Origin of the sequence: uncultured Algimonas sp., from assembly GCF_947498175.1 — a bacterium.
In the GTDB taxonomy this organism is placed as follows: Bacteria; Pseudomonadota; Alphaproteobacteria; order Caulobacterales; family Maricaulaceae; genus Litorimonas.
In genome coordinates, this window is the sequence record NZ_CANMJB010000005.1 from 178,697 (window position 1) to 203,014 (window position 24,318).

Here is a 24,318-nt window from a genome sequence, read left to right on the forward strand (position 1 = left end):
AACGGGGTTGCTTTGTTGAGTTTGTAAAGTCAAAAATAGTCAATACGATAAGATTGAAAAGGCGCTGCGATCCCGCTGCGATCCCTATGGCCAAGACCGAGAAACTCCTGATCGGGCCGCGCCTGCGCCGCCTGCGCACGCAGCTCGGCCTGACCCAGACGCGCATGGCCGAAGACCTCGGCATATCGGGCAGCTACCTCAATCTGATGGAACGCAACCAGCGCGCCATGAGTGCGAAAGTGCTGCTCAAGCTTTCGGAAACCTACGACATCGATCTGTCGGACCTGACGTCGGGCACGGATCGGCAACTGGTCGGCGAGCTGTTCGACGCGTTGCGCGACCCGGCGCTGGGCCAGGACCGGGTGCCGAAATCCGAAGTGGAAGACGTGGTCGGGGCCAGTCCTGCCACGGCGCGCGCCCTGATCCGCCTGCATGAGCGCTACACGCAGCTGAGCCGCCGCCTCGTGCGCGAGGAAGGGGCGGACGAGGTGCTGGACGCGCTGGACGCCGCTGTGCCTGCGGATGAGCTGGTCCGCGACGCGCTGCACCGGGCGCGCAACTATTTCGATCCGCTGGACCGGGCGGCCGAAGCGCTCGCCCAGGAGATGCGCCTGCGCCGCGGCGAACCGATGGCGATGCTGCGCGAGCGGCTGGCCGAACGCCACAACATCGTGGTCCGCGTTCTGCCCTACGACCTGCTGCCCGGCATGCTGCGCTATTTCGACCGTCATAGCGGGCGGTTGAACCTATCGGAACTCCTGCCCGACTCCTCGCGGCGCTTTCAGGTCGCCGCGCGCCTCGCCATGCTGGAGCAACGGCCGCTGATCGACCGGCTGATCGCGGAGCTGGCGCTGGGCCGCCCGGAGGCCGAACGGTTGATGCGCACGACGCTGGCCAACTATTTCGCCGCCGCCCTGCTCATGCCCTACGGCGCAATGCTGAAGGCAGCCGAAGATCTGCGCTACGACATCGACGCGCTGGCGCACCGGTTCGGAACCAGCGCCGAACAGGTCGCCCACCGGCTGACCACGCTGTCCCGGGCCGGGGCGCGCGGCGTGCCGCTCTTCTTCGTGCGGATCGACATCGCCGGCAACCTGTCCAAGCGGTTCAGCCAAGGACGCTTCACCTTCCCGCGCTTCGGCGGCGCCTGCCCGCGCTGGCACGTCCACGACGCCTTCGCCCACGCCGACCGCACCTTGGTCCAGACGGTCGAAATGCCGGATGGCGCGCGCTACCTGACCGTCTGCAAGCGCGTCACGCGGTCGGGCGGGACGACGCGCGCGCCCGCGCAGAGCTTCGCCATCGCGCTGGGCTGCGACATCGCCCATGCCGGGCGGCTGGTCTACGGCGACGACATCCAGGGCGAGCCGACCCCGATTGGCCCCAACTGCTATCTCTGCGACCGCGACGCCTGCCCCCAACGCGCCCATCCACCCCTGGGCCGCGACGCCGTCCACGACGAACGCGCGCGCGGGCTGGGTCAGGTGGCGTTGGCGCAGGAAGGCCGGAAGACCCCAGGACCGTGATCGGGGCCGGTCTTCCGATCGACGCCTAATAGCCGTCCGCCGATCCGTCCTTGCGCATCTCCGTCGCGGCGATCCAAGCGCCGGAGTCGAAGTCGCGCATGATGGCCTGGTAGCCGCCCGCATTGGCCTGGCAGCAGCGGACCGCGTAGCCGCGGCGTTCCAGTTCGGCGCGGGTCGCCGCCGGGATGCCGCTTTCCAGCCAGATCGTGCCGAGCTCGGACTCACAGCCGCTGCCCGACAAATCGTCGGTCGGCTCGCAGCCGCCGCGATGTTCCCAGCGCGCCGCGTCCCCGGCTTCCTGCAGCCCCATGTCGTAATCGACCAGGTTGAGGATGATCTGCACGTGGCCTTGCGGCTGCATGCCCCCGCCCATCAGGCCGAAGCTCAGCCAAGGTTCGTAACGGCCTCCGGCGTTCCTGTAGGCGAAGCCGGGTATGATGGTGTGGAACGGGCGCTTGCCCGGTTCGAACACGTTGGGATGGTCCGGATCGAGGGAGAAGAGCTGCCCCCGGTCCTGGAGCATGAAGCCCAGACCGTCCGGCACGAGGCCCGACCCCATGCCCCGGTAGTTGGACTGGATCAGCGAGACCATCATGCCGCTCGCGTCGGTCACGGAGAGGTAGGTCGTGTCGCCGTCCTGGAGCTTGATGTCGACGCTGGGCGAGCCGGCGGGCACGGTCGCCATCGGCTTCGACAGATCGATCAGGCGGCCCCGCTGCGCATTGTAGCCCTCCCGGACGTACCAGTCGGGCGCCAAGCCGCTGAAGGCCGAGTCGGAATAGCCGAGCGCGCGGTCCGCGAAGGCCAGCCGCTTGGCTTCCACCTGCGCCATCAGCGCGTCGGCCGAGCCCCAGCCCATGCTCCGCAGGTCGAACCGCTCCAGCATCTGCAGCATCTGCAGCGCCGCGACCCCTTGCGTGTTCGGGCCGATCTCGCAGAGGCGGACTTCGTCGCGGTAGGTCACGCAGACCGGTTCGATCCACTCGCCCTCATGAGCGGCGAGGTCCGCGTAGCGCATGAACCCGCCGATGCGCGCCATGTAGCGGTCCATGGTCCGCGCGAGCGTGCCGGTGTAGAAGGCGTCGCGGCCGCCGTCGGCGATGGCGCTCAGCGTGTTGGCCAGGTCCGGATTGCGGAACAGGCCGCCCTCGCGCGGGCTGGGATCGAAGAAGGTCGCCTTGGCATTGGCGAACTCTTCCAACATGCCGCTGTCATGGGCCTCGGCGAGGCGCGTCTCATTACGGCCCCAATAATAGGCGATCACTTCCGGGATCGGCGCGCCGTTGCGGCCATAGTCGATGGTGGGCTGGAGGATGTCGCCCATGGGCAGGGACCCGAAGCGGTCGTGCAGAGCGAACCACCCATCGACCGTGCCCGGGACGCTGACGGGCGCGGCGCCGAAGGGCGGGATTCCCTCGCCGTCCTCGTGCTTGTCGGCCGCGGCCTGCATGTCGGCGAGAGTGGCGCCCCGGGGCGACCGGCCCGAGCCGTTATAGCCGTAGAGCTCCTGCGTCTCGGGGTCCCAGACTAGCGCGAAGAGATCGCCGCCGATCCCGTTGCCCGTGGGCTCGACCAGGCCCAGCATGGCATTGGCCGCGATGGCTGCGTCGACCGCCGTGCCGCCATCCTTCATGACGTCGAGCGCGACCTGCGTGGCGAGCGGATGGGCCGTGGCGGCGGCCGCGTTGGGCGCGACGACGGCGCTGCGCACGCCCAGATCTCGGCCCGACAGCATGCGGTCGCCGGGGCCGCTCGCGGAGGCGGTCGCGACCGACGCGTCGGCCCGCTGCTCGACGGATGTGGCGGTGGCGCAAGCCGACAAGCTGGCCAGGGCCGCGCAAGCGAGCGCGCACAAAGCAGGTTTCATCATTCTCATGGCCATTCCACCCTTTGCGGCAGGAAGACGGAGTCCCGTCGTCCGTGTCCTTAAGAAGGCTTATAGTGAGCGGGACGGCGGACACAATGGTGTCGCGGAAGGCAGAGCGGGCTTCACGGCGAACCGCTACGTCGATTGGAGCGGGCGAAGAGAGTCGACCCCTCCCGCGCGGATACGCGTAAATCTGAAATGCGAGGGCCGCGCGGATGCGCGCAAATCTGAAATGCGAGGGGTCGCAGGAGGATGGACCTTGCAGGGTCAGTCCATGACGGGAGAAATATAACGACTGGAGCGGGCGAAGAGATTCGAACCCTCGACCCTCACCTTGGCAAGGTGATGCTCTACCACTGAGCTACGCCCGCATCGCAGTCGTTGAAGCCGGGCGTATATCCACGCGCCTCCGGGCTTGCAAGCATCAAGATTTGAGTTTTTGCAGATGAATCGCTAGCCCGCTTTGCATGACGGAACCGCACCCCGACGAACCCCGGCTCTACGCGCTTTTGGACAGTCTCGGCATCGAACATGTCACTGAGGAGCATGCGGCCGTCTTCACGGTCGAAGACGGACGGGCGGTCAAGGCACGGCTTCCTGGCGGCCATTCCAAGAACCTGTTCCTGAAGGACAAGGCCGGTCGTTTCGTGTTGGTCAGCGCCTTGGGAGAAACCGGGGTCCGCCTGAACCGGCTGCACCCGCATATCGGGACGAAACGGCTATCCTTCGGGCAGGAAGACGCGCTGTTCGACAGGCTGGGCGTGCGGCCCGGCTCCGTCACGGTGTTCTCGATCATGAACGATGCCGACGATGCGGTCCGGCTGATCCTCGACAAGGCGCTGTTCGATCACGATCACGTCTGGTTCCACCCGCTGCGCAACACGGCGAGCACGCGGGTCCGGCCGGAGGATCTGCTGACGTTCGCGCGGGCGACGGGGCACGAGCCGGTCCTGCTGGACCTATCGGCGCTAGCCCGCGGCGACTGATCCGGCTCGGGCCGCCGGGAGGACGGGTCTTGCCGCCGGAGTTCGGTCGCCATCACTCATCAGCGCATCGGCGGCCCGCAAGAGCGTGCCTTGGCGGACGGGCAGCGGCACGGTCGCCAGCCGGGGTTCGTCCATCTCGCCGCCCAGGACCAGCAGGGCCGGACGGCGTCCGGGCGGGAGCCCAGACAAAGTGGCGGCGACCGGTTTTCCGTCCGCCGTCTGCAAACGGCTGTCGATGACGACCAGGTCCGGGCCGGATCCGTCCCTCAACGAAGCGACGAGCGACATCAACGCCGCCGACAGGTCCGCCCACCCGCCGACCCGTATGCCGCAATCCTGTAGCATGTGCTGCAACGCGCCGTGCATGGCCGGACTGCGGACCAGCAGCCCGGCGGTCCGTCCGTCGCAGGAGAGTGTGCAATCCGGCTCGGGCGGCGCGTCGCGATCGCGCGCGGCCACGGGCAAGGCGATGTCGAAACCGAAGACCGACCCCTCTGCGGGACGGCTGCGGACGTGGATCGGCGCATCCATCAAATCCAGCAGGTCCTTGCAGATCGCCAGGCCGAGCCCCGTCCCGCCGTAGAGTTTCGATGTGCCACTCGTCGCTTGGCTGAACTTGTCGAATATGCGCGCGGTCTGCTCCGGTTCGATGCCGATGCCCGTATCGGCGATGCGCACATTGAGGGTGGCGACACCCGGAACGGGCGCGACCGTCGGATCGGCGGACACGCTCAGCAGGATGGACCCGGTCTTGGTGAACTTCGCCGCATTGCCCGCCAGATTGAGAAGGATCTGGCGGATCCTGACGGCATCGCCGAGCAGCCTGTCCGGAATGTCCGGGTCGACGCAGGTCGCCAGGTCCACCCCGGCCCCGACTTTCGGCGCGATGATCGCCGCCACATCCTCGACCAGCCTGCGCAGATCGAACGGGGCGGGGCTGAGTTCGAGCTGGCGGGCTTCGAGTTTGGAGAAATCCAGGATGTCGTTGATGATGACGAGCAGGTTTTCGCCCGACCCCGCGATGATGTCGGCATGCTGCTGCTGGTCGGGCGTGAGGCCGGACGCTTTCAGCAGGTCGGCCATGCCGATGATGCCGTTCATCGGCGTGCGGATTTCGTGGCTCATATTGGCGAGGAACTCGCTTTTGGCCCGCGCGGCGTCTTCCGCCTTGTCCTTGAGCTTGCGCAGGCGTTCGGTGCGCCCTTTGAGGAAGACGCCGAAGCTCCAGACGAAATAGGCGTAGATCGGGATGGCCATGCCGAGGATGAGCGCCAGCACCGGGTTACCGGCTCCGAGAGCGTGATGGGCCATGATACCGATGCAGAGGCAGATCGCGACGGAATAGGGCGCGGCCACGAACGGCACGAACCGCATGTCGTGACTGTAGTAGAAGGTCTGGAACGTCAGGATGATGGACAGATACAGGGCGGCGACGAACGCTTCCGGCACGCCGTTGCCCGATATGAGCGCCGGACCGATGGCCGCGAAGGACACGCTCATAAGCGCCGTGCTGCCCAGCATCAGTCGGCGCGCCCGTCGACGGCGTTCGCGTTGGTGCAAGACTTTGTACGTGACCAGTTCCACCCCTGTGCAGAGGACCGCGAAGACCGCCGCCGCCACGCCGATCCAGACATCGACCATCGCCATGATTGCCAGCGCCAGGGAGGCGATGGCGATCAGGCGCATCGTGAGACCGTCCTGCAAGAGCTGGTAGGTTTGACCGAACGGGGATGTAGCCTGCGACGCGGACATGACTTTTATCTAGATAAAGAATCGTAACAGCAGGTTTACGCACCCGCCGGACGGAATCCCGGCGACCCGCGCATGCGGTTAGGCCGGGCGCGTCACTTTCTCGCGACCATCCGTTGAACCTTTCATGTGTCTCGCCCATTTAGCGGGCATGACCGATACACTCGTTAAAGATTCCTCCGATGTCGCTTTCATGGCCGACGTCATCGAAACGTCCAAGGACACGCCTGTCGTGGTCGATTTCTGGGCGCCCTGGTGCGGCCCGTGCAAACAGCTCATGCCCGCGCTGGAGCGGCAGGTGAAAGCCGCGGCTGGCAAGGTGAAGCTCGTCAAGATCAACATCGACGAAAATCCCGGCGTGGCCGGGCAGCTCGGTGTGCGGTCCATCCCGGCGGTCTTCGGCTTCAAGGACGGCCAGCCCGTGGACGGCTTCATGGGCGCGCAACCCGAATCCGAATTGTCGAAGTTCATCGCCCGCCTGTCCGGTGACAGCGACCCGAAGGAAGAGGCGCAGACCTTGGTCGCCCGGGCGCATGACAGCCTGACGGCCGGCGATCCTGGCGGGGCGGCGCAGGATTTTGCCCAGGCGCTGCAACTCGATCCGGAAAACGGCTCCGCCCTGGCCGGGTTGGCGCGCGTCTATCTGGAGATGGGCAATCGCGACATGGCCGTCGAGATGGTCGAGAGCGCGACCGGCCCGCTGGCGGAGCATCCCGAGGTGGCGTCCATCCGCTCCGAATTGTCGCTGGGCGAAGGTGCGCCGCAAGCCGACGCGGCGGAAGAAGACACGGAATTGCGCGATGCGCAGGCGGCTGTCGATGCCGACGCGACCGATCTGGATGCGCGGCTGGTTCTGGCCAAGGCGCTGGCGGCGCGCGGGCAACGCGGCGAGGCCGTGGACCATCTGATATATTCCATCGGGCGCGACCGGATGCATGACGACGAGGCGGCGCGGCGTTTCCTGCTGACGATCTTCGAGGCCGAAGGGCCCGAAAGCGATGTTGCGATCGATGGCCGCCGACGCCTGTCATCCATCCTTTTCGCGTAGCTGGCCCGTATCAAGGTCGGATGAGCGCGCATTACAAATCTCTGGCCCGACGGACGACACCGTCGCGCATCCCGATCTTCCCGCTGGGCGGGGCGGTGCTGTTGCCCGTCTGCGACCTTCCGCTCAACATCTTCGAGCCGCGCTATCTGAACATGATCGACGATGCGCTGAAGGGCGACCGGCTGATCGGCATGGTCCAACCGCAAGGCGACGACATCGCCAGTGTCGGCGGGCTGGGCCGCATCATCCAGTTTTCCGAAACCGATGACGGTCGCTACCTGATCGTGCTGAAGGGATTGCGGCGGTTCCGCATCACGGGCTTGCCGGAAACCGGCACACCCTACCGCCAAGCCGACGTCGCCTATGGCGGGTTCGAAGAAGACCCGGACCTGCATGCCGCGCGCCAGACTTCCGAAGCCCTGTCGGAGTCCGGACGGTCGGACCGCGCGGCGTTGACGGTCGCCATGAAGGCCTTGGCGAAAGCGGTCGGAGTCGATGTGGACTGGACCGCCCTGTCGGAAATCCCGCTGCCCGTCCTCATCAACCAGGCCGCGATGATCAGCCCGTTCTCGCCTGAGGACAAGCAATCGCTGCTGGAAGCCGAAACCTCGGACGAACGCCGTCGTCTGCTCATCGGGTTGATGCATCTCTACGCATCCGGCGGAACGAACGATCCCCAGACGCAATCCACGCAATAGGCTTTCACCGTGAGCAATACCAAGTCCGCCCCCGTGCCGATCGATCCGAAGATGCTCGGCGTTCTGGTCTGCCCCAAGACGCGCGGGCCGCTTGTCCATGACAGCGACACACACGAATTGATCAGCAAGAAGGCCAGGCTGGCCTATCCGATCCGCGACGGTGTTCCGATCCTGCTGATCGAGCGCGCGCGAGCGCTTTGAAGCGCGCGGCAACGCAGTTTCTGGTGATCCACCGCCCATCCTGTCCGTAAACGCCCAGTTCACTTTCGTCGTGGCAGTGCGGAGGGGAACATTCGCCATGGGCAAACCGTTGGGCCGGCATGACATCATTTTACCAGACATCCGACCACAATGCCCGTTCTCCGGGCTTGAAACGGATTGCCGTGGGTGCCGCCGCTCTGGCCGCGGTTCTAGTGGCGGTTCCCGCCCTCCCCGCCATCGCGCAGACCCAAAACCCCGAAGCCCAGAGCCCCGAAGATCAGGCCCGGGCGACGGATGACATGCTGGGCGATCCCAAAAGCACGGGCATCGCCGCCGAGATCGAATCCCGGGTCATGGACGACAAGATCGATAGCGTGCTGGGAGACCGTGTGTCGCCGGGCGCCAAGGAAGCCGCCCGTCAGGCCTATGCACAGCGCGTCTTCGCCCCATTATGGAGCCGCGACGCCGCCGAAGCCCTTCTATCCGCAAGCCCGGACTGGCGCGACAAGGGTCTTGATGCCGGTATTTCGGACGAAGAGCTGCAAGGCGTCGTGGATGCCCGCTTTTCGGGTACGGACGCTGAAAAGGCGCTCGCCGACATCCGCTTGAGCGCGACCTGGATGGCGCTTGCCTCGGCCAAGAGCGGCGGGCTGTCGGACGAAGGCGGCATGGTCAAGTCGAGCGATACCCGGCCGACCCGCTCCGAGCTCGTCGCCGCTTTGAAACAGGCGGGTGAAGGCGACCCCATCAAGGCGCTGCAGGACTTCGCCCCCGACGCCCCGCAATATGGCATGCTGGAAGAGGCGCTGACCCGTTACCGCCAGTTCGCCGAAGCCGGTGGCTGGATGAAATTCCCCGAGGGCGGCGATATGCTGGAACCCGGCATGGACGATCCGCGCGTTCCGGCTCTGCGCAAGCGGCTGGCGGCGGAAGGCTATGTCGAAATGGCCGATGGGACGACCCTGCCGATGAACGATGGATACGAACCCGGCCAGGCCGAACTCACGCCTGCTTCGCTCAAGCAGGACGGCGGCAGTGTCGCTCCGACCGTCTATGACAACGATCTGAAGGCCCAGCTGAAATCCTTCCAGGCCGCGCACGGCCTGATGCAGGACGGCATCGTCGGGCCGGCCACGCTGGCGGCGCTGAACGAATCCGTCCAGTCCAAGATCGACCGGATCGGAACCGCCCTGGAATATTGGCGGACCAAGGGCGATCTGGGCGAACGCTATATCTGGGTCAACATTCCGTCCTATCGCGCCGAAGCCTGGACCGGCGACCGGCGAGACATCGCCATGGATACGATCGTGGGCAAGAAGCGCACGCCGACCATCGCCTTCTCCGACGAGATCGAATATGTCGTGGTGAACCCGAAATGGTTCCTGCCAATCGGTTTGTTCAAGCGCCAGAAACTGCGCAAGTTGCGCAAGGATCCGGGCTACGCGGCCGCGAACAACTACATCGTCTATGACCGCTCATCGGGCGCCAAACTGGACCCGTACAACATCAACTGGAACGAAAAGGGCATATCGCGCCAGGTCCGCATGGTGCAGACGCCCGGCCCGCACAACGCGCTCGGCCAGTTGAAGATCATCTTCCCCAACAAACACGCCATCTATCTGCATGACACGCCGGCGCGCGATCTGTTCGAACGCGACGTGCGAGCTTTGTCATCGGGTTGCATCCGCCTGGACGATCCCGTCAAGATGGCGAATTGGCTGACGGATGGCGACGACGGCGTTTCGACCGAGGTCTTCAATGCCACGCTGGCCAGCCGCGACCGCGAACGGTTCTATCTGGACCAGCATGTCGACGTGCACCTGACCTATCTGCCCGCTGTCGTCAGTCCGGACGGCCGGGCGGAATTCCCTGCCGACATCTACAAGGACTTCGAGAAACCCGTGTTGGCCGAAGGCGTCTATTCCGACAAGATCGCTCTGAAAGCTGACGAGACGTTGTATGCGGGCATGAACGGCGAGACCGGCCCGACGGCGGAAAACGCGCAATGATGAAATTGCCGATCAAGCCGCTGATCGCGGCCGCCCTCCTGGTGCCTCTCTCGCACAGCCTTCCCGCCACCGCGCAGGACGGCAAGGTCGTGCGCACGGGCATGTCCACGGCCGACGACGACGCCTACCGCCCGCGCTTCGACCGATGGTACGAAACCGTGATGCCGGGCAAACGGCTCGGCATAAAGCTTCCCAAGGGCCACACGCTGACCATTAACGGTGAACGCTGGACGTCGAAATGGCGGGCGCCGTCATCGGCGCAGACCCTGTCCGCCACGCTGGAAGCCGATGGCGAGACCGTCGCGGACATCAACATCTTCGTGCTGGAACCGCATTCGAACATCGATTCCAAGGGTTGGCTGAACGGCTACCGGATCGGCACCTATCCGCGCAATCCGCCTAAGGGGTTCATCCGTCTGGACGGTCCCGAAGACCGCAAGCACGCCCTGTCGCCGCATTTCAAGCTCGGCCAGTTCCTCTGCAAGCAGCAGATGGACCATTGGCCGAAATATGTCCTGGTCAGCCAGAGCAACATCCTGCGCCTCGAAGCTTTGCTGGAGTCGCTGAACGAAGACGGCACCATCGAGGCCGAGACCTTTTTCGTCATGAGCGGCTTCCGCACGCCGTTCTACAATACGGCGATCGGATCGGCGAAATTCTCGCGCCACATGTATGGCGACGCCGCCGACATCTATGTCGATGTCCAGCCGCGCAACGGCACGATGGACGATCTGAACGGCGACGGCAAGGTCAACAAGTCCGACGCGAACTTCCTCTACGACTATGCGCAGGATCTCTACACGTCGCGCGACAACCTGCCCAAGGGCGGGATCGGGGCCTACAGGGCCAACGCCGTGCACGGTCCTTTCGTGCATGTGGACGGACGCGGCACGACCGCTCGCTGGGGTCGCTAGGCGCGCTTGACGACCGGCACGGGCATGACCACATGCCCGCTCATGGATACTGCCATGAACACTGACTATCTCAATGAGCGCTGGCGCAGCACGACGATCCTGTCCGTCCGCAAGAACGGCAAGGTCGTGGTCGTCGGCGACGGTCAGGTCAGCGCCGGCAACACGGTGATGAAAGCGCAGACGCGCAAAGTGCGCCGCATCGGCAAGGACAATGACGTGCTGGCCGGATTTGCAGGTGCCACGGCCGATGCCTTCGCCCTGCTGGAACGTCTGGAAACCAAGTTGGAGCAATATCCGACACAGCTCGCCCGCGCCTGCGTCGAGCTGACCAAGGATTGGCGTACGGACAAATATCTGCGCAATCTCGAAGCGATGCTGGTCGTGGCGGACAAGGACCAGACCTTCGTCCTGACCGGCAACGGCGATGTGGTCGAACCGGACGAGGGCATCGTCGCCATCGGATCGGGCGGAAACTATGCCTATTCCGCCGCGCTGGCCATGACCGAATACGAAGCGGATGCCGAAACGCTCGCGCGCAAGGCGATGGAGATCGCCGACCGGATCTGCGTCTTCACCAACAACAATCTGACCATCGAGACCATCGAATGAAAAAGCCCGCCGGTTCGGCGGGCTTTTTCCTATGCGAAGATGATCTGCAGGCTCAGGACGCGTATTTGACCGAACATCCGTAGGGCTGTGTCTCGGCGACGGAAACCGTTTCGCCCGCATCCAGTTCGGCCAGGGCCTGGCGGACATAGTTGGTCGCCCCGTCGATCGTCTCGGGATTGGACGAGCTGTTGTCGTCGATCGCGCCCTGATAGACCAATGTCTGGTCTGCATCGATGATGTACATGTGCGGGGTCGTGCGCGCGGCAAAGGTCTGACCCATCTCACCGGACTCATCCAGAATGATCGCCGTGGAGGCAACATTATGCTTGTCGGCCCACTTGTTGGCCGCATTGCCGTCCTTGTAGCCCTGCTTGCCGGGCGCGGACGAAATCACGGACAGCCAGACCGTGTCGGACGCCGCCGCGCTGCGTTGCAGGTCCTGCATGTTGTCGGTCTCGTAGTGCTTCTTCACATAGGGGCAGCCCTCATTCGTCCATTCCAGGACGACACGCTTGCCCGCAAAGTCCGATAGGGCGTGAGTGACGCCGTTGCTGTCCACGACGCTCATGTCGGACACGGTCGATCCCGTTGCGATCTTGGCGAAGGCAGGGGTGGAAAAGGCGAGGCAGGCGGCAGTCGCCAAAGCGAGGGTCTTCATCATTGTCACTCTCCGGATTAGTTATCGGGTCCCCTTGAGGGTCTCTATTACCAGATCGGTGCGCAGGATTTGAGGAAGAACCTCCGCTCTCACGGAATTGTCACCGGCGGCGTAATAGAGGTAAAGCGGCACGCCCGCCCGGCCATAGGCTTCGAGTTCGCGCGCGATTTCGTCGTTCTTGTTGGTCCAATCGGCGACCAGGAACGCCGTATCGGTGTCCAAAAAGGCCTGCTGCACCGCGTCGGTCTTCAATACCAGACGTTCGTTCACCTTGCAGGTCACGCACCAGTCGGCCGTGAAGTCGACGAAGACGGCCCGGCCTTCGGCGCGGAGTTCGGCCACGCGCTCCGGGCTCCACGCGTCGGTCGCCAGATCGACGGACGCGACCGCCGGTGTCGTGCGCGACGTGAACGGCAGAGCCAGCGCCAATACGATCGCCGCGGCGCCCGCGATGCGCCAGACGCCCCGGCGCTGCAACAACCAGACAGCGAGCGCGAATGCCAGCATGGCGATCAGCACGACGGCGATGCCGTCCACGCCCGCCTGGTTGCCCACGACCCAGACGAGCCAGAGCGCGGCGGCGAACATCGGAAAGGCCAGAACTTCGCGCAGGCGCACCATCCAAGGTCCCGGTTTGGGCAGGCGCATCAGAAGACCCGGCGCATAGGCCAGCACCACGAAAGGCGCCGCGAACCCGGCGGCGAGCGCCAGGAAGACAATGATCGAGACCATGGCGGGCTGCGCCAGCGCATAGCCGATCGCCCCGGCCATGAGGGGCGCCGTGCATGGCGTCGCCACGAGGACCGCAAGTGTGCCCGTGAAGAACGATCCCGTCAGTCCGCCTTTGCCGGCCAGCGTCGCGCCCGTTCCCTGATAGGCACCGCCCGAAATCTCGAATGCGCCGATCAGGTTCAGCCCGACGGCGAACAGCAGCAGGGCCAGCAATCCGACGACGACCGGGTTCTGTAGCTGGAAGCCCCAGCCGAGTGCCGCCCCGGTCGCTTTCACCGACAGCAGCAGCCCGACCAGAAGGACGAAAGTCGCGAAGATTCCGGCCGTATAGGCCCACGCTTCACGCCGCGCGACAGCCCGTTCGGCATGAGCCGACTTGGCCAGACTGAGCGCCTTGAGCGAAATGACGGGAAACACGCATGGCATGAGGTTGAGGATCAATCCGCCGATGAAGGCTCCGAGAATTGCGCCGAGCAACGGAAAGGCGGAACGGATTGCCGTGTCGGAGCCGTCGCCCACGGCCCCGATCGCCAAAAGTGCGCCGCCGGGATTGACAGTCACGATCCGTCCCGTGCGGTCGCCGTTCAGATCGAAGGCGAGAACACCTTGCTGAAGCTGCGAAAAGCCGTCGCCCCAGCCGAAGCTGGCGGTCGTGTCGATCCGGACACCGTCCGACCCAACCGTGACGGTTTGCGGGTCGGAATGGACCAGCACCGTGTCGTCATAGGGAAAGAAGTAGGCGTCCGAAAAATCGCCGTCCGGCAGATCGGCGAACTGGAGGGACAGCGCTTCTCCCTGCGCCTGCATGGCGGCGCGGACATCCATCTCATGCGGGGCGGCGTCGATGGCTGCGACGATCTCGGCGGCATTGCCGTCGTTCAGTTCGGCCATCTCCGCGACCTGCAAGACCAGCCGCAGAGTCCCGTCTTCTGGAATGCAGACGTCATAGCAAACGAGATAGTAGACATCCGCCTGCACCTCGATAACGGACCCGATCGGGGCGTCGTCGGCGACGGTGAAGGCGACCGGAAAGAGCGGCGCGCCTTCGAAGCCGTAATTGATGATCGGACCGGTCGGGATAGGTGCGGGCAGCGGCCAGACGATCTCGCCCGCGCTGAGCGTCTCCGGCAGCGTCCAGCTGATCTGCACCGGTTCGCCGCTATCGCCCGGATTGCGCCAATAGGTGTGCCATTTCTCGTCCAGCTCGGTCTTGAGCGCGATCTGGAACGTCTGTCCGGGCACGACGCGGTGATGCGACGACAAGAGCGACGCTTCGACCCTGCCCGTATCGACCGGCAGGGATGTGGCCCCAAGCGCAGCGGCAACGGCCGAAAACCACAGGATTAGCGTGAGCAGGACAAGGCGCATGGCAAGCCTATAGGCGGGCTGCGCCGGAAAATCGACGCCTGCCTGTCCGCTTTGACGCAAAGGTGATGCAGGCAGGCACGACGATCGCGCAAGGTCAGTGACGGAAGTGGCGCATGCCTGTGAACACCATGGCGAGCCCGGCCTCGTCGGCGGCGTCGATCACGTCCTGGTCGCGGATCGAACCGCCGGGCTGGATCACGGCCGTCGCGCCGGCCTTCGCGGCGGCGAGCATGCCGTCGGGAAACGGGAAGAAGGCGTCCGAGCTGACGACGGAGCCGACAGTCCTGGGCTTGTCCCATCCGGCGTCCTCGGCGGCATCCTGCGCTTTGCGTGCGGCGATGCGCGCAGCGTCGACACGGCTCATCTGGCCGGCGCCGATCCCGGCCGTCGCGCCGTCCTTGACATAGACGATGGCGTTGGACTTGACGTGCTTGGCGACTTTCCAGGCCATGCGCAGATCGGCCAGCTCGGCATCGGTCGGCGCGCGTTTGGTGACGACCTTGAAGTCCGCCTCCGACGCGTGGCCGCTATCGCGGTCTTGCACCAGCACCCCGCCCGCCACGTTGCGATAGGTCAGTGACGCCTTGGCCGGATCGGGCAGGCCGCCCGCCAGCAGCAGACGCAAGTTCTTCTTCTTCGCGAAGACGGCCACAGCCGCATCCGTGGCATCGGGCGCGATGACGACTTCGGTGAAGACCTTCACGATCTCTTTGGCCGTCTCTTCGTCCAGCAGGCCGTTCAGCGCCACGATCCCGCCGAAGGCGCTGACCGGATCGCAGGCCAGCGCGTCGCGGTAGGCTGTGGAAAAGTCGGCGGCCGTGGCCACACCGCACGGATTGGCATGCTTGACGATGGCCACGGTCGGGCGGGCGCCCTGCCCTTCGGGAGCCGGGCGCGCATCGCCGAACTCCGCGACCAGTTCGTAGGCCGCGTCCGTATCGTTGATGTTGTTGTAGGACAGCGCCTTGCCCTGGACCTGTTCCGCCGTCGCGACGCCGGGACGATTGGATCCGTCCGTGTAGAAGGCCGCCGACTGGTGCGGGTTCTCGCCGTAGCGCAAGGTCTGGCGCAGGCGCGCGCCCTGCGTGCGGAAAGGCGGGGACTGGTCGCCGCGCTGTCGCGCGAACCAGTTCCCGATCGAGGCATCGTAATGCGCCGTGCGCGAGAATGCCTTGTGGGCCAGGCGCTGGCGCAGCGTCCCGGATGTCTGTCCGTCATGGGCACGCAATTGCTCGATCACGGCGTCCACATCGTCCGCATCGACACAAACCGCGACATGAGCGTGATTCTTCGCCCCGGCCCGGATCATGGCCGGGCCGCCAATGTCGATATTCTCCACGCAGGTCTCGTAATCCGCACCCGATGCGACGGCATCTTCGAACGGGTAGAGATTGACGATCAACAGATCGATCGGCGCGATATCGTGCTCGCTCATCGCTGCGACATGGCTGTCCAGATCGCGCTCGCCGAGCAATCCGCCATGCACCATCGGATGCAGCGTCTTGACGCGTCCGTCCATCATCTCCGGAAAACCCGTCAGCTCTGCCACGTCGGAAACGGCCAGTCCGGCCTCGGCGATGGCGCGCTTCGTCCCGCCCGTGCTGACGAGCTCGACCCCCAATTCCGCCAGAGCCTGCGCCTGCGCGACCAGCCGCGACTTGTCCGACACACTCAGAAGAGCGCGTGACACGGGACGCATCCTGTCCGGGTCGAACGCAGGGAGATCGGGGTTGGGGTTGGGCATGGGTCGGTCCGTCTTTGATGCGTCCGCCGCCTAACACCCGCACGCCGGAACCGCCAAGCCGCAGGCGCGCTTATCCAGACTTTTTACCCGGACCAAGCGTCTGTGGCTGATTTGAAGATTACCGGGGTTTATTCCGTTGCGAAACACCTAGGCCCGGCATGTCCGCCGGTTCGGGCAGGTCGTGATTGGTGGCGAGGCCGTCGAGCGTGTCTTTCGGCACGAAACCCTTGAGGAGACCTGTCAACGCCTTCTTGATCTGGCCCCTGTCACGCTGGTCGATGGCGTCGAGAAGACTGTCGACGTTCCGCAGCACATCGGTCGGATCGAGCACGCAGGCGTCGAAGCGCGTGACGCCGGAGACGGATGTTGGCGACAGCATTTCCTCGCCGTGGGTCAGGCGTTCGGACAGTTTCTCGCCGGGTCGCAGACCGGTGTAGTGGATCTCGATGTCTTCGTCGGGCACCTTTCCGCGCAGGCGGATCAGGTTGCGGGCGAGCTGGGCGATGTTCACGGGTTCGCCCATTTCCAGCACGTAGATGTGCGGGGCGTCGCAATCGTCATGCGCATTCAGGGCGGCGGCCTGCAACACCAGCGAGGACGCTTCCTGCACCGTCATGAAATAGCGGTTCATGTCGGCATGGGTCACGGTGACGGGGCCGCCCGAGGCGATCTGTTCCTCGAACAGGGTGACGACCGATCCGGTCGAACCGAGAACGTTGCCGAACCGCACCGCCGAGGCGTGCATCGCGGGGATCTGGCTCTGGCGCGCCAGCGTCAGCAGCTCGACGACACGCTTGGACGCGCCCATGACATTGACGGGGTCGACGGCCTTGTCGGTCGAGATCAGTACGAAATGCGACACGCCATATATTTCGCACATGTCCAGCGTCACGTGCGTGCCGAGCACATTGGTGCGCAGGGTCTCGACCGGGTTTCGTTCGCCGGACGGCACGTGTTTCAGGGCGGCGGCATGCAGCACGATGTCCGGGCGTTCGGCCTTGAAGATCTCGGCCATCCGGCCCCGGTTGCAGACATCGCCCAGATAGGTCCGCCATGGCGCGGATTGGCCGAAAGGCTGCATCGGCGTCAGTTCGCGCTCCAGATTGAACAAGTTGAGTTCGCTGGCGTCTACTAGCGCCAGACGGCTCGGGGCCAGCCGGGCGATCTGGGTGGACAGTTCCGAGCCGATCGAACCGCCCGCCCCGGTCACGAGCACCCGCTTGCCCGAAATCATTTCCGAAACCGGCGTCATGTCGAGCAGGCGCGGTTCGCGCCCGATCAGGTCGGCGGCTTCGAAGCGGGTCAGGGCCGAGTTGGATCCGGATACCGAACGCGATAGCGGGGCGCCGAGTTCGGCCGCCACCTTGATGAGTTGCTGTGTCTGACGCCGGTCCGGCGACGGATCGAGCGATAGGATATGCAGCGGATGGTCCCGCCGGGCGGCAAGCGGGGGGTAGATGTCCGACAGATCGGATGTACCGCCCAGGATGGGCACGGACCGGATCGAACGCCCGGCATACTGGCCCGACGTTTCGATCAGGGCGACCGGGTTGAAACCCTTGGTCCGGTCATGGCGCGAATTGTCGCGAAGGTAGTTGTACAAATTGGATGCCTGGCCAACCAGTATGGCATCGTGATTGTAGCCCGAGGGCGAACGGTAAAGCGCGCGCACGTCGCCGTTCCTCACCACCATGGAGATCAGTCGCGACAGGACGATGCCCAGGGCGAACAGAACGCCGGCGATGAAGGGAGCCGTGCGCGGGAAGAACTCTCCGCGTTCGAAACCCAGGAACATGATCAGCGGCACGATCGCCATGACGATCACGACGCCGACGAACAAACGCCGGAAATCGGTCAACGATGTGAACCGCCAGATCAGCCGGTCCTGCCGCATGACCACCCACACGGCCAGTGCCGCTAGACCGGTGACGGCCGCCGAGCGGTAGTCGATATTGGCGTTGATCGGAATCCCCAGCACATCATAGCGCAAACGGACGGCGACGAACATCGCCAAAGCCGCCATGAGCGCGTCCGTGGACAGGACCGTGACGATGGTCAGGAGCGACTTCGCCTGGCGCGGCGCATGTTTGCGGACGGCGCGCCTCACCCTGTGCGCCCTTTCAGGCGGCGCAGCGACCAGCGTACGCGGTTTTCGCGTCCCTGCCCGTCGCCGTCGCCCAGCGCGCGGCCGGAAATCACCAATTGCTGGCACCGCAACGGGCGCGGGCCCGCCCCCAGATAGACGGACGGTTCGACCACGAGCGGCCCGCCATCCGTCCGGAATCGCCAGCCCGCCTTCCCTTTCTGAACGAGAAGCGCACTGGACAGATCCTGCGCCAAGCTCACGCGGACCTCGGGATGGAAATGGAATCGCAAAGCGAAAGGCACCGGATCGCGCGACAGGGGGACGTCTCCGACCGGCACGAACAGGCTGTCTTCGCCGCGTATGTCATCGCCTGTCTCCCCGACAAAGATGCGGCGCTTGTGCACCAGGCCGTGCACGTCCTTATAGCCGTCATGGGAACTCTCCAACCAGATACCGCTGCTCTGCTCCTTGCGGCGCGCCTGTACATTGTCCGGCACGTCGGAGACGGCGGGACCGAGCGCGTCGGCCATGAAGCCGGTTTCGAGAATCTCTCCCGGCGAGCGATCGTCCAGCGTCAAGGTGGAGTGCGCCGCGCTGGCACGCACCGGGCGGCGCCAGGCCGGAGCCGCGCCGGGATGCCATCCGCAGCTGGTTATGAGGCGCCCGTCGGCGGTCGAGACTTCCATGGCGAGCGGGGCGAGATGCGCTTGCAGATCGTAAGGCCGCGGAGGGACGCTGGCCGTATCCAGCAGGACGATGCTGCCACCCGCCTCCAATCTGTGATATCCGGTATGCGGACCGTAGGCAAAGGCCTGGACCTCGCCTTCGCGGCGCTCCAGCAGAGCGTCGATGTGAGCCGGATCCTCCTCGTGACCGCCATGGAACAGGGCCAGGCCGCCATCGGTGTGGCGCAACGTCGCCAGCATCGGCAACAAACGGTCGATGGCGCGGTCCAGCGCCCGCGATCCTTCCACGCCGACCGCCTGCAGCACGCCATCCACTTGGAGAAGCGTATCGAGCGCTTCGAATGTCGCGGCGGGGGAGCGGCTGACATGACCGCCGTCCGGCAGAATCTGGACCGCGATTTCGGCGTCCAGCGCATCGAGCGCGCGTTCGAAGACAGCGTCGCCGCGGTCGGCTAGGCGGGCGCCGAAGATCGTCAGCGAGGCCTGCGCCCGCAGCGAACCCGTCCCGTCGGAGACGCGGGACAACAGACGGCGCAAGCGCCGCACCTGCAATGCGTAGCGCGCCGCGACGACGTCGTCCGGACCGGTGATCCGGTCCAGGGCGCATCCCCATTCGAAGGTCCGCCGTGCCAGCAGATCGGGCGAGAACACGAACGGGCTGCCTCCGGGGAACGCTTCCGTCCATTGCCGGACAAGCTGCACGGCTTTGGCTTGCCCCCCTGCCGCGCCGAGAACGTCGCTCAACCAGGCGAACCCATGGATCCAGCCGGCGAACCGTTCCGATGGCAGCGAGACGGAAAAAGGGTGGCCGTGCGATCCGACATCGATGGTCTGGCCGCCATAGGTCCAGCGGCCTTCGATCAGGGCCGCGCCCCTTGCGGCATCGGCGTGCCGGGGTGGAACGTCGACAGGTTTGAACGTCGGGGCGCGGCCGCCCTTGCGGTAAGGCCGCAGAGCCGTGAGCGCTTGAGCGGCGCCGTCGCCCAGACGGGCTTTCAACGCATCCGTTATGCCGATCCGGCGGGACAAGCCAAAGCGCCTTAAGCGGCTGCGCGGCCGACGCCGCCTCGCAGGGCGTCGATGTTCTGCGACAAGCTTCCCGCGCCCTTGAACACGGCACTGCCGGCGACCAACGCAGTCGCCCCGGCCGCGATGCAACGCGGCGCCGTTTGCGGATTGACCCCGCCATCCACTTCCAAAACGATGTCCCGGCCCGTCCGGTCTATCATGGCGCGCAGGGTCTCGATCTTGGACAGCTGGCTGTCGATGAAGCTCTGGCCGCCAAAACCGGGATTGACGCTCATCACCAGGATCAAGTCCAGCAGATCGATCAGCGGTTCCACGACCTGGACGGGCGTGCCCGGATTGAGAACGAGTCCCGGTTTCGCGCCCCGGTCGCGGATGGCCTGCAGGCTGCGGTGCGGGTGCGGTCCGGCATCGGGGTGGATCGACAGATAATCCGCGCCCGCATCGACGAAGGCATCGATAAAGGGGTCGGCCGGCGCGATCATCAGATGGACGTCGAACGGTTTGGCGGAATGCGGTCGCAGCGCCTTCACGACGGCCGGGCCGATCGTGATGTTGGGCACGTAATGGCCATCCATCACGTCGACATGGATCAGGTCGGCCCCAGCGGCGTCGACATCGGCGACGGCACGGCCGAGCGCGGCGAAATCGGCCGACAAGATGGACGGGGATATGAGAACGTCGCTCACGGGCTGCCTTTGGATGCCATGGATCGGGATTCCATGGGTTGGCGGTTGAAGGCCGGTTTTCGCCGCACGCGAAAACACCGTCCCGGTTGCGGACCGATTAGCAGCGCATTTCCTCTTCCGCAACGCGCGCATACAAAAAGCCCGGTCCGGCCCCATGAGGGCCGGACCGGGCATGATGCGTCATGCGGGCACCAAACCCGCCATGGTGGACCCGCCTATTTGCGGATCGGCAGATAGGTGGAAGAGCCTCCGCCCGATGTCGCGTAACCGCCATAGGTGGTGGTCGTGGACGGGGCTACATAGGTGGATGTCGTCACGGGAGCGCAGCATTCGGTCGTCAGTTCCGGGGCGATGTAGGTCGAGGTCGTCCCGGAATAGGTCGTGACCGGCGGCGTGTAAGTGCTGGAATAGCTCGAAAAACCGGAAGACTGAAGGCAGGAGCCATCGGGCTGCGGGGTGGTTCCGGCCGGACAGGGGGCAACTTCGCTCGAGAACGTCGGTGAAGCCACATGCGACGACACGACGCCTGTCGAGACGCCTCTGGAGACGACACCGGTGGTGGCGACGCCGCAGCGCGTGCCGCACGTCACGCCTTCATAGCCGTAATGAGTGGTGGCGACGACCGGCGCGGAGCGGATCGGCGCCGCGGCGACCACGCCCGGTGCGCAGTTCACGCCGCAGGGAATGCCTTCGTAATCATAGACGGTGGCCCCGCCATAGTGGGGGCTGGTATTGGCGCAGGCGGTCAAGCCCAGCGCGGCTAGTCCGGCGGTCGCCATCAGACCGTTGCGGAAAATCTGTTTCGTGCTCATCGTGAGCCTCCCATTTTGACACATCGCTTTGCGGTCCGCTTCAAGTTTCGTGCCAGTTCGGCCTCTGCCCTAGACGGGCCGAGTTAATACGGCCTTTAGGACGCGCTGCCCGGCCGCAAATAGCGGATGCAACGCCTCTCTCAGGCCGCGTCTTCGCCTCGCCTCAGGACCGCGATGAAGAATCCGTCCATGCCCCGGCCGTCCGGCGCATCGGGTGGCAGGACGCGCAACATCCCGCCCTCCAACCGGCTGTCCGGCAGGTCCAGACCCGGCACCGCATCGATTGCCACGAGGCTGAAATCCGGTGCGGTCTTGAGGAACTTCGACACGCGCGCTGCCCCCTCGCGGTCCTGCAGCGAACAGACCGAGTAAAGCAGCGTGCCGCCCGGCGATACGCATTTCGCCGCATGCTTGAGCAGCTTGTCCTGGAGTCGGGTCAGAGGCGTAATATCGCGTTCGCGCCGATTGTAGAGCACATCCGGGTGACGCCGGAACGTGCCCGTTGCGGAACAGGGCGCGTCGAGCAGCACCGCGTCGAACGTCTCCTCCGGCGTGTACTCCGTCAGGTCCGCCGTGACGATCTCGGCCTCCATCTTGGTCCGCGCCAGATTGCGGGACAGCCGTTCGGTTCTCGCTTCTGACAGGTCGATAGCCGTGACCGACGCCCCCATGGCGACGAGTTGCATCGTCTTGCCGCCCGGTGCGGCACACAGGTCCGCAACGCGTTTTCCGGACAGTCCACCGCTGGCTTGTTCGAGCAGGCGGGCGGGAAGAGCGGCGGAGACATCCTGAGCCCACCAGTCCCCATCTTCATATCCGTCCAGTTTGGCGACGTTGCCGATCGTGTCCAGCCGGACAGTGTAATCGGCCAGCACCTTACCTTCCAGCCGCGCGGCCCAGCTTTCGGGACCGGATTTGACGGACAGGTCGAACGGCGGCGCGGATGCGAGCAGCACCGCCATGCGGCGTACGACCGCCTTGCCGTAGAGCCGGTCCCATTCGGAACGCAGCCAGCCCGGAAAGTTCTTGACCGGTGGCACCTGGGCCGCGTCCGCCTTGCCCGTTTCGGCCACCTTGCGCAGCACGGCATTGACCAAGCCGGAAAAGGGTTCGCCCTTGCTGTCCGCCTTCACCAACGTGACCGTGTCGCCGACCGCGGCGTGCGGCGCGACGTCCATGAAGACCATCTGTGCCGTGGCCGTTTGCAGGAAAGCCTGCACGCGGCCGGGCGGCGGGCGCTTGACCAGCGGGGCCAGCACGGCATCGATCTGGCCCAGCCGACGCAGGGTCGTCGCGGCGATGGCACGCGCAAACGCCCGGTCGCGCGGGTCGAGCCCGTCCAGCGCCGGGTTCTTGGCCAGAGAGCTTTCCAACCGGAAGCCGCGCCCCAGTACGTCGGCGACCGCCATGGCCGCCGCCTTGCGCGCCCGCTGGGCGTTGGACAGGTCCGGTCGCGCAGACTTGCGATAGGATCCACCGGCCGGCTTGGCATCGGCTCGCCCGCGCCCGCCGCCCTTGCCGTAGGCGCCTTTCGGTCCGTCGCCACGCCCTTTGCCGTCTCTGCCGCCTTTGTCACTTTGGCTGCCTTTAGCGCCTTTGCGGGATCCACCCGGTTTCCGGCGATCGGGTCCGCCGCCTTGCGATGAGCGTTTGGGTCCGCGCGGGCGGTCTGGTCGGGATGGGGTGTCTGACATGGCGCGCGCATAGGGCAGAGCCATCCAAGGGTCCATCCCGCTGCGACAGCCCGTCATTCCGGCAGCCAGCGGATAGCTGCCTGGAAAAGATGCGTCATGGTAAACATCGTCCTAGCGTGGGATTCATGCGATTTTCAGGCTTGGACTGTAACGGATCGGCACAGCGGGACATCGTGTCCGGTTTGACGTTTCGGGTCGGTCTTCCTACCTGTCGGGCATGTCAGAGACATTGTCCGATACACCGGAAAACGCCGCCCCCGGCAAGGCCTTGACGCCCGCCGCCAAGCGCGCCCTGCAAGAGGCCGCCGCGCGACGGCGTGAAGCCCGTGCCGACACGGATCGTCCGACCGAACGCAACGGCCCGAGCGGCGAGGAGCCGACGCGTTACGGCGATTGGGAACGGGGCGGCATCGCCTACGATTTCTAAACGCCTCCCTCCGCGTCGCTGACACGCCCGACAGGTGAATCTTCGCGCCGGCGGCAACGACCTTCAGCGCAACAGGCGGGAGTGACGAGATGGCCATCAAGAAGGCTTTACTGGGTGTCGGCGGCCTGCTGGCGCTGCTATGTCCGACAGGCGCCGTCGCCAATCCGGGCGAGGCCTGCAACGTTGCCGGGTCGCCCGGTTGCGATGCGGGTCTGGCCTTGATGCCCGCACCGGTCGGACATGGCGGACCGGGTACGGTCGAAAACCGCACGCCTTACGATTTCCTCGACAGCGTCCACTTTCAGCGTCTGCCGCATGTGTCCATCACCCGCATCCACGGCCTGGACGCAACGGTCGGCCTGCCGGACGCGCCCGTCGCCTTCACATCCGGCTGCTATCCCGGCAGCACGACCTATTGCCGCTCCGGTGCGGCCGCCGCGCCCGTCATCAAAGCGCCCGCAATCCCGCAACCCGTCATCCGGCCTCCAATCGTCGCGGCGCCTACGATCCACCGCCCGCCTGTCTATCGGCCCATCGCAGCGCCGACCTGCCGCGTGGTTCCGCCGGCGCCCGGACCGGTGCGCTGGACGCCCTGCGCCGGGACCGCAGCACTGGCGGGCGGACGCCCGCTTCCACCCCGACCCGTCGCGCAACACCCAGTCCCCCGCGCTCTGACCGGTCGCCGGTACGGATCATAGGCGCCGCACTTCGCCGGATCATAGCGAGACTTTTCGGTTGAAGACCCGTCTGGCACAATCGTTGCACGCCTTTCTTTCGAACGGGGCCGTC

The 24,318-nt window shown here is 65.5% G+C and carries 20 protein-coding genes and 1 tRNA gene; 10 read left to right on the forward strand and 11 right to left on the reverse strand.

What is annotated here, in order from left to right:
• Window positions 1-86 precede the first annotated feature (86 nt).
• Entirely contained in the window at window positions 87-1,526 is a 1,440-nt protein-coding gene (locus Q0718_RS09745) for a helix-turn-helix domain-containing protein (protein ID WP_298917037.1), read from the forward strand.
• Window positions 1,527-1,551: 25 nt separating this feature from the next.
• Here the strand turns inward: Q0718_RS09745 and Q0718_RS09750 are convergent, their stop codons facing one another.
• Both Q0718_RS09750 and Q0718_RS09755 read right to left on the reverse strand, forming a co-directional pair.
• A complete protein-coding gene (locus Q0718_RS09750) occupies window positions 1,552-3,396 on the reverse strand; it encodes a gamma-glutamyltransferase family protein (protein WP_298917039.1) in 1,845 nt (614 codons plus the stop codon).
• Between the two features lie 293 nt (window positions 3,397-3,689).
• Window positions 3,690-3,764 (reverse strand) — tRNA-Gly (locus Q0718_RS09755).
• A gap of 96 nt (window positions 3,765-3,860) precedes the next feature.
• On the opposite strand from Q0718_RS09755, the gene Q0718_RS09760 reads away from it, so the two are divergent.
• Entirely contained in the window at window positions 3,861-4,379 is a 519-nt protein-coding gene (locus tag Q0718_RS09760; RefSeq protein ID WP_298917040.1) for a prolyl-tRNA synthetase associated domain-containing protein, read from the forward strand.
• Here the strand turns inward: Q0718_RS09760 and Q0718_RS09765 are convergent.
• Window positions 4,362-6,131 carry an ATP-binding protein gene (locus Q0718_RS09765; RefSeq protein WP_298917042.1) on the reverse strand — a complete coding sequence of 590 codons (1,770 nt, stop codon included), beginning with the start codon at window positions 6,129-6,131 and terminating at the stop codon, window positions 4,362-4,364. The genes Q0718_RS09760 and Q0718_RS09765 overlap by 18 nt on opposite strands.
• A 148-nt stretch (window positions 6,132-6,279) precedes the next feature.
• Between Q0718_RS09765 and trxA the strand changes: the two genes are divergently transcribed.
• The 6 genes from trxA to hslV all read left to right on the forward strand — a co-directional run bounded on the left by trxA (window position 6,280) and on the right by hslV (window position 11,607).
• On the forward strand, window positions 6,280-7,176 hold the full coding sequence (gene trxA, locus Q0718_RS09770; RefSeq protein ID WP_298917044.1) for a thioredoxin: 897 nt from the start codon (window positions 6,280-6,282) through the stop codon (window positions 7,174-7,176).
• Window positions 7,177-7,196: 20 nt separating this feature from the next.
• On the forward strand, window positions 7,197-7,874 hold the full coding sequence (locus Q0718_RS09775; protein ID WP_298917046.1) for an LON peptidase substrate-binding domain-containing protein: 678 nt from the start codon (window positions 7,197-7,199) through the stop codon (window positions 7,872-7,874).
• Window positions 7,875-7,925: 51 nt separating this feature from the next.
• The gene (locus Q0718_RS09780) at window positions 7,926-8,075 is read left to right on the forward strand and encodes a Trm112 family protein (RefSeq protein WP_366523869.1); all 150 of its coding nucleotides are present in this window, start codon (window positions 7,926-7,928) and stop codon (window positions 8,073-8,075) included.
• Window positions 8,076-8,194: 119 nt separating this feature from the next.
• A complete protein-coding gene (locus Q0718_RS09785; protein ID WP_298917050.1) occupies window positions 8,195-10,084 on the forward strand; it encodes a L,D-transpeptidase family protein in 1,890 nt (629 codons plus the stop codon).
• The gene (locus Q0718_RS09790; protein WP_298917052.1) at window positions 10,084-10,998 is read left to right on the forward strand and encodes a D-Ala-D-Ala carboxypeptidase family metallohydrolase; all 915 of its coding nucleotides are present in this window, start codon (window positions 10,084-10,086) and stop codon (window positions 10,996-10,998) included. Before Q0718_RS09785 ends, Q0718_RS09790 begins: the two co-directional genes overlap by 1 nt.
• Before the next feature lie 54 nt (window positions 10,999-11,052).
• Window positions 11,053-11,607, forward strand: coding sequence for an ATP-dependent protease subunit HslV (hslV, locus tag Q0718_RS09795; RefSeq protein ID WP_298917054.1), 555 nt, complete (start codon window positions 11,053-11,055; stop codon window positions 11,605-11,607).
• A gap of 52 nt (window positions 11,608-11,659) precedes the next feature.
• Here hslV and Q0718_RS09800 read toward each other — a convergent pair whose 3' ends face one another.
• The 8 genes from Q0718_RS09800 to Q0718_RS09835 all read right to left on the reverse strand — a co-directional run bounded on the left by Q0718_RS09800 (window position 11,660) and on the right by Q0718_RS09835 (window position 23,159).
• Window positions 11,660-12,268 (reverse strand): redoxin domain-containing protein, encoded by a 609-nt coding sequence (locus Q0718_RS09800; protein ID WP_298917056.1) that lies wholly within the window; start codon window positions 12,266-12,268, stop codon window positions 11,660-11,662.
• An 18-nt stretch (window positions 12,269-12,286) separates the two neighbouring features.
• Complete coding sequence (locus Q0718_RS09805) at window positions 12,287-14,365, reverse strand: thioredoxin family protein (protein ID WP_298917058.1); 2,079 nt, start codon at window positions 14,363-14,365, stop codon at window positions 12,287-12,289.
• Between the two features lie 94 nt (window positions 14,366-14,459).
• Complete coding sequence (purH, locus tag Q0718_RS09810; RefSeq protein ID WP_298917197.1) at window positions 14,460-16,064, reverse strand: bifunctional phosphoribosylaminoimidazolecarboxamide formyltransferase/IMP cyclohydrolase; 1,605 nt, start codon at window positions 16,062-16,064, stop codon at window positions 14,460-14,462.
• Between the two features lie 163 nt (window positions 16,065-16,227).
• Window positions 16,228-18,216: a nucleoside-diphosphate sugar epimerase/dehydratase gene (locus Q0718_RS09815; protein ID WP_298917060.1), complete on the reverse strand. Its 1,989-nt coding sequence runs from the start codon at window positions 18,214-18,216 to the stop codon at window positions 16,228-16,230.
• Window positions 18,213-19,910, reverse strand: a complete 1,698-nt coding sequence (locus Q0718_RS09820; RefSeq protein WP_298917062.1) for a heparinase II/III family protein — start codon at window positions 19,908-19,910, stop codon at window positions 18,213-18,215. Before Q0718_RS09820 ends, Q0718_RS09815 begins: the two co-directional genes overlap by 4 nt.
• Window positions 19,911-19,921: 11 nt before the next feature.
• Entirely contained in the window at window positions 19,922-20,596 is a 675-nt protein-coding gene (rpe, locus tag Q0718_RS09825; RefSeq protein ID WP_298917064.1) for a ribulose-phosphate 3-epimerase, read from the reverse strand.
• A gap of 215 nt (window positions 20,597-20,811) precedes the next feature.
• Entirely contained in the window at window positions 20,812-21,408 is a 597-nt protein-coding gene (locus Q0718_RS09830; protein WP_298917066.1) for a hypothetical protein, read from the reverse strand.
• A 140-nt stretch (window positions 21,409-21,548) separates the two neighbouring features.
• The gene (locus Q0718_RS09835) at window positions 21,549-23,159 is read right to left on the reverse strand and encodes a transcription antitermination factor NusB (protein WP_366523858.1); all 1,611 of its coding nucleotides are present in this window, start codon (window positions 23,157-23,159) and stop codon (window positions 21,549-21,551) included.
• A gap of 160 nt (window positions 23,160-23,319) precedes the next feature.
• Here Q0718_RS09835 and Q0718_RS09840 point away from each other — a divergent pair, with 160 nt between their 5' ends.
• Window positions 23,320-23,529, forward strand: a complete 210-nt coding sequence (locus Q0718_RS09840; protein WP_366523859.1) for a DUF1674 domain-containing protein — start codon at window positions 23,320-23,322, stop codon at window positions 23,527-23,529.
• A gap of 89 nt (window positions 23,530-23,618) precedes the next feature.
• Entirely contained in the window at window positions 23,619-24,227 is a 609-nt protein-coding gene (locus Q0718_RS09845) for a hypothetical protein (RefSeq protein ID WP_298917072.1), read from the forward strand.
• Window positions 24,228-24,318: the final 91 nt, after the last annotated feature.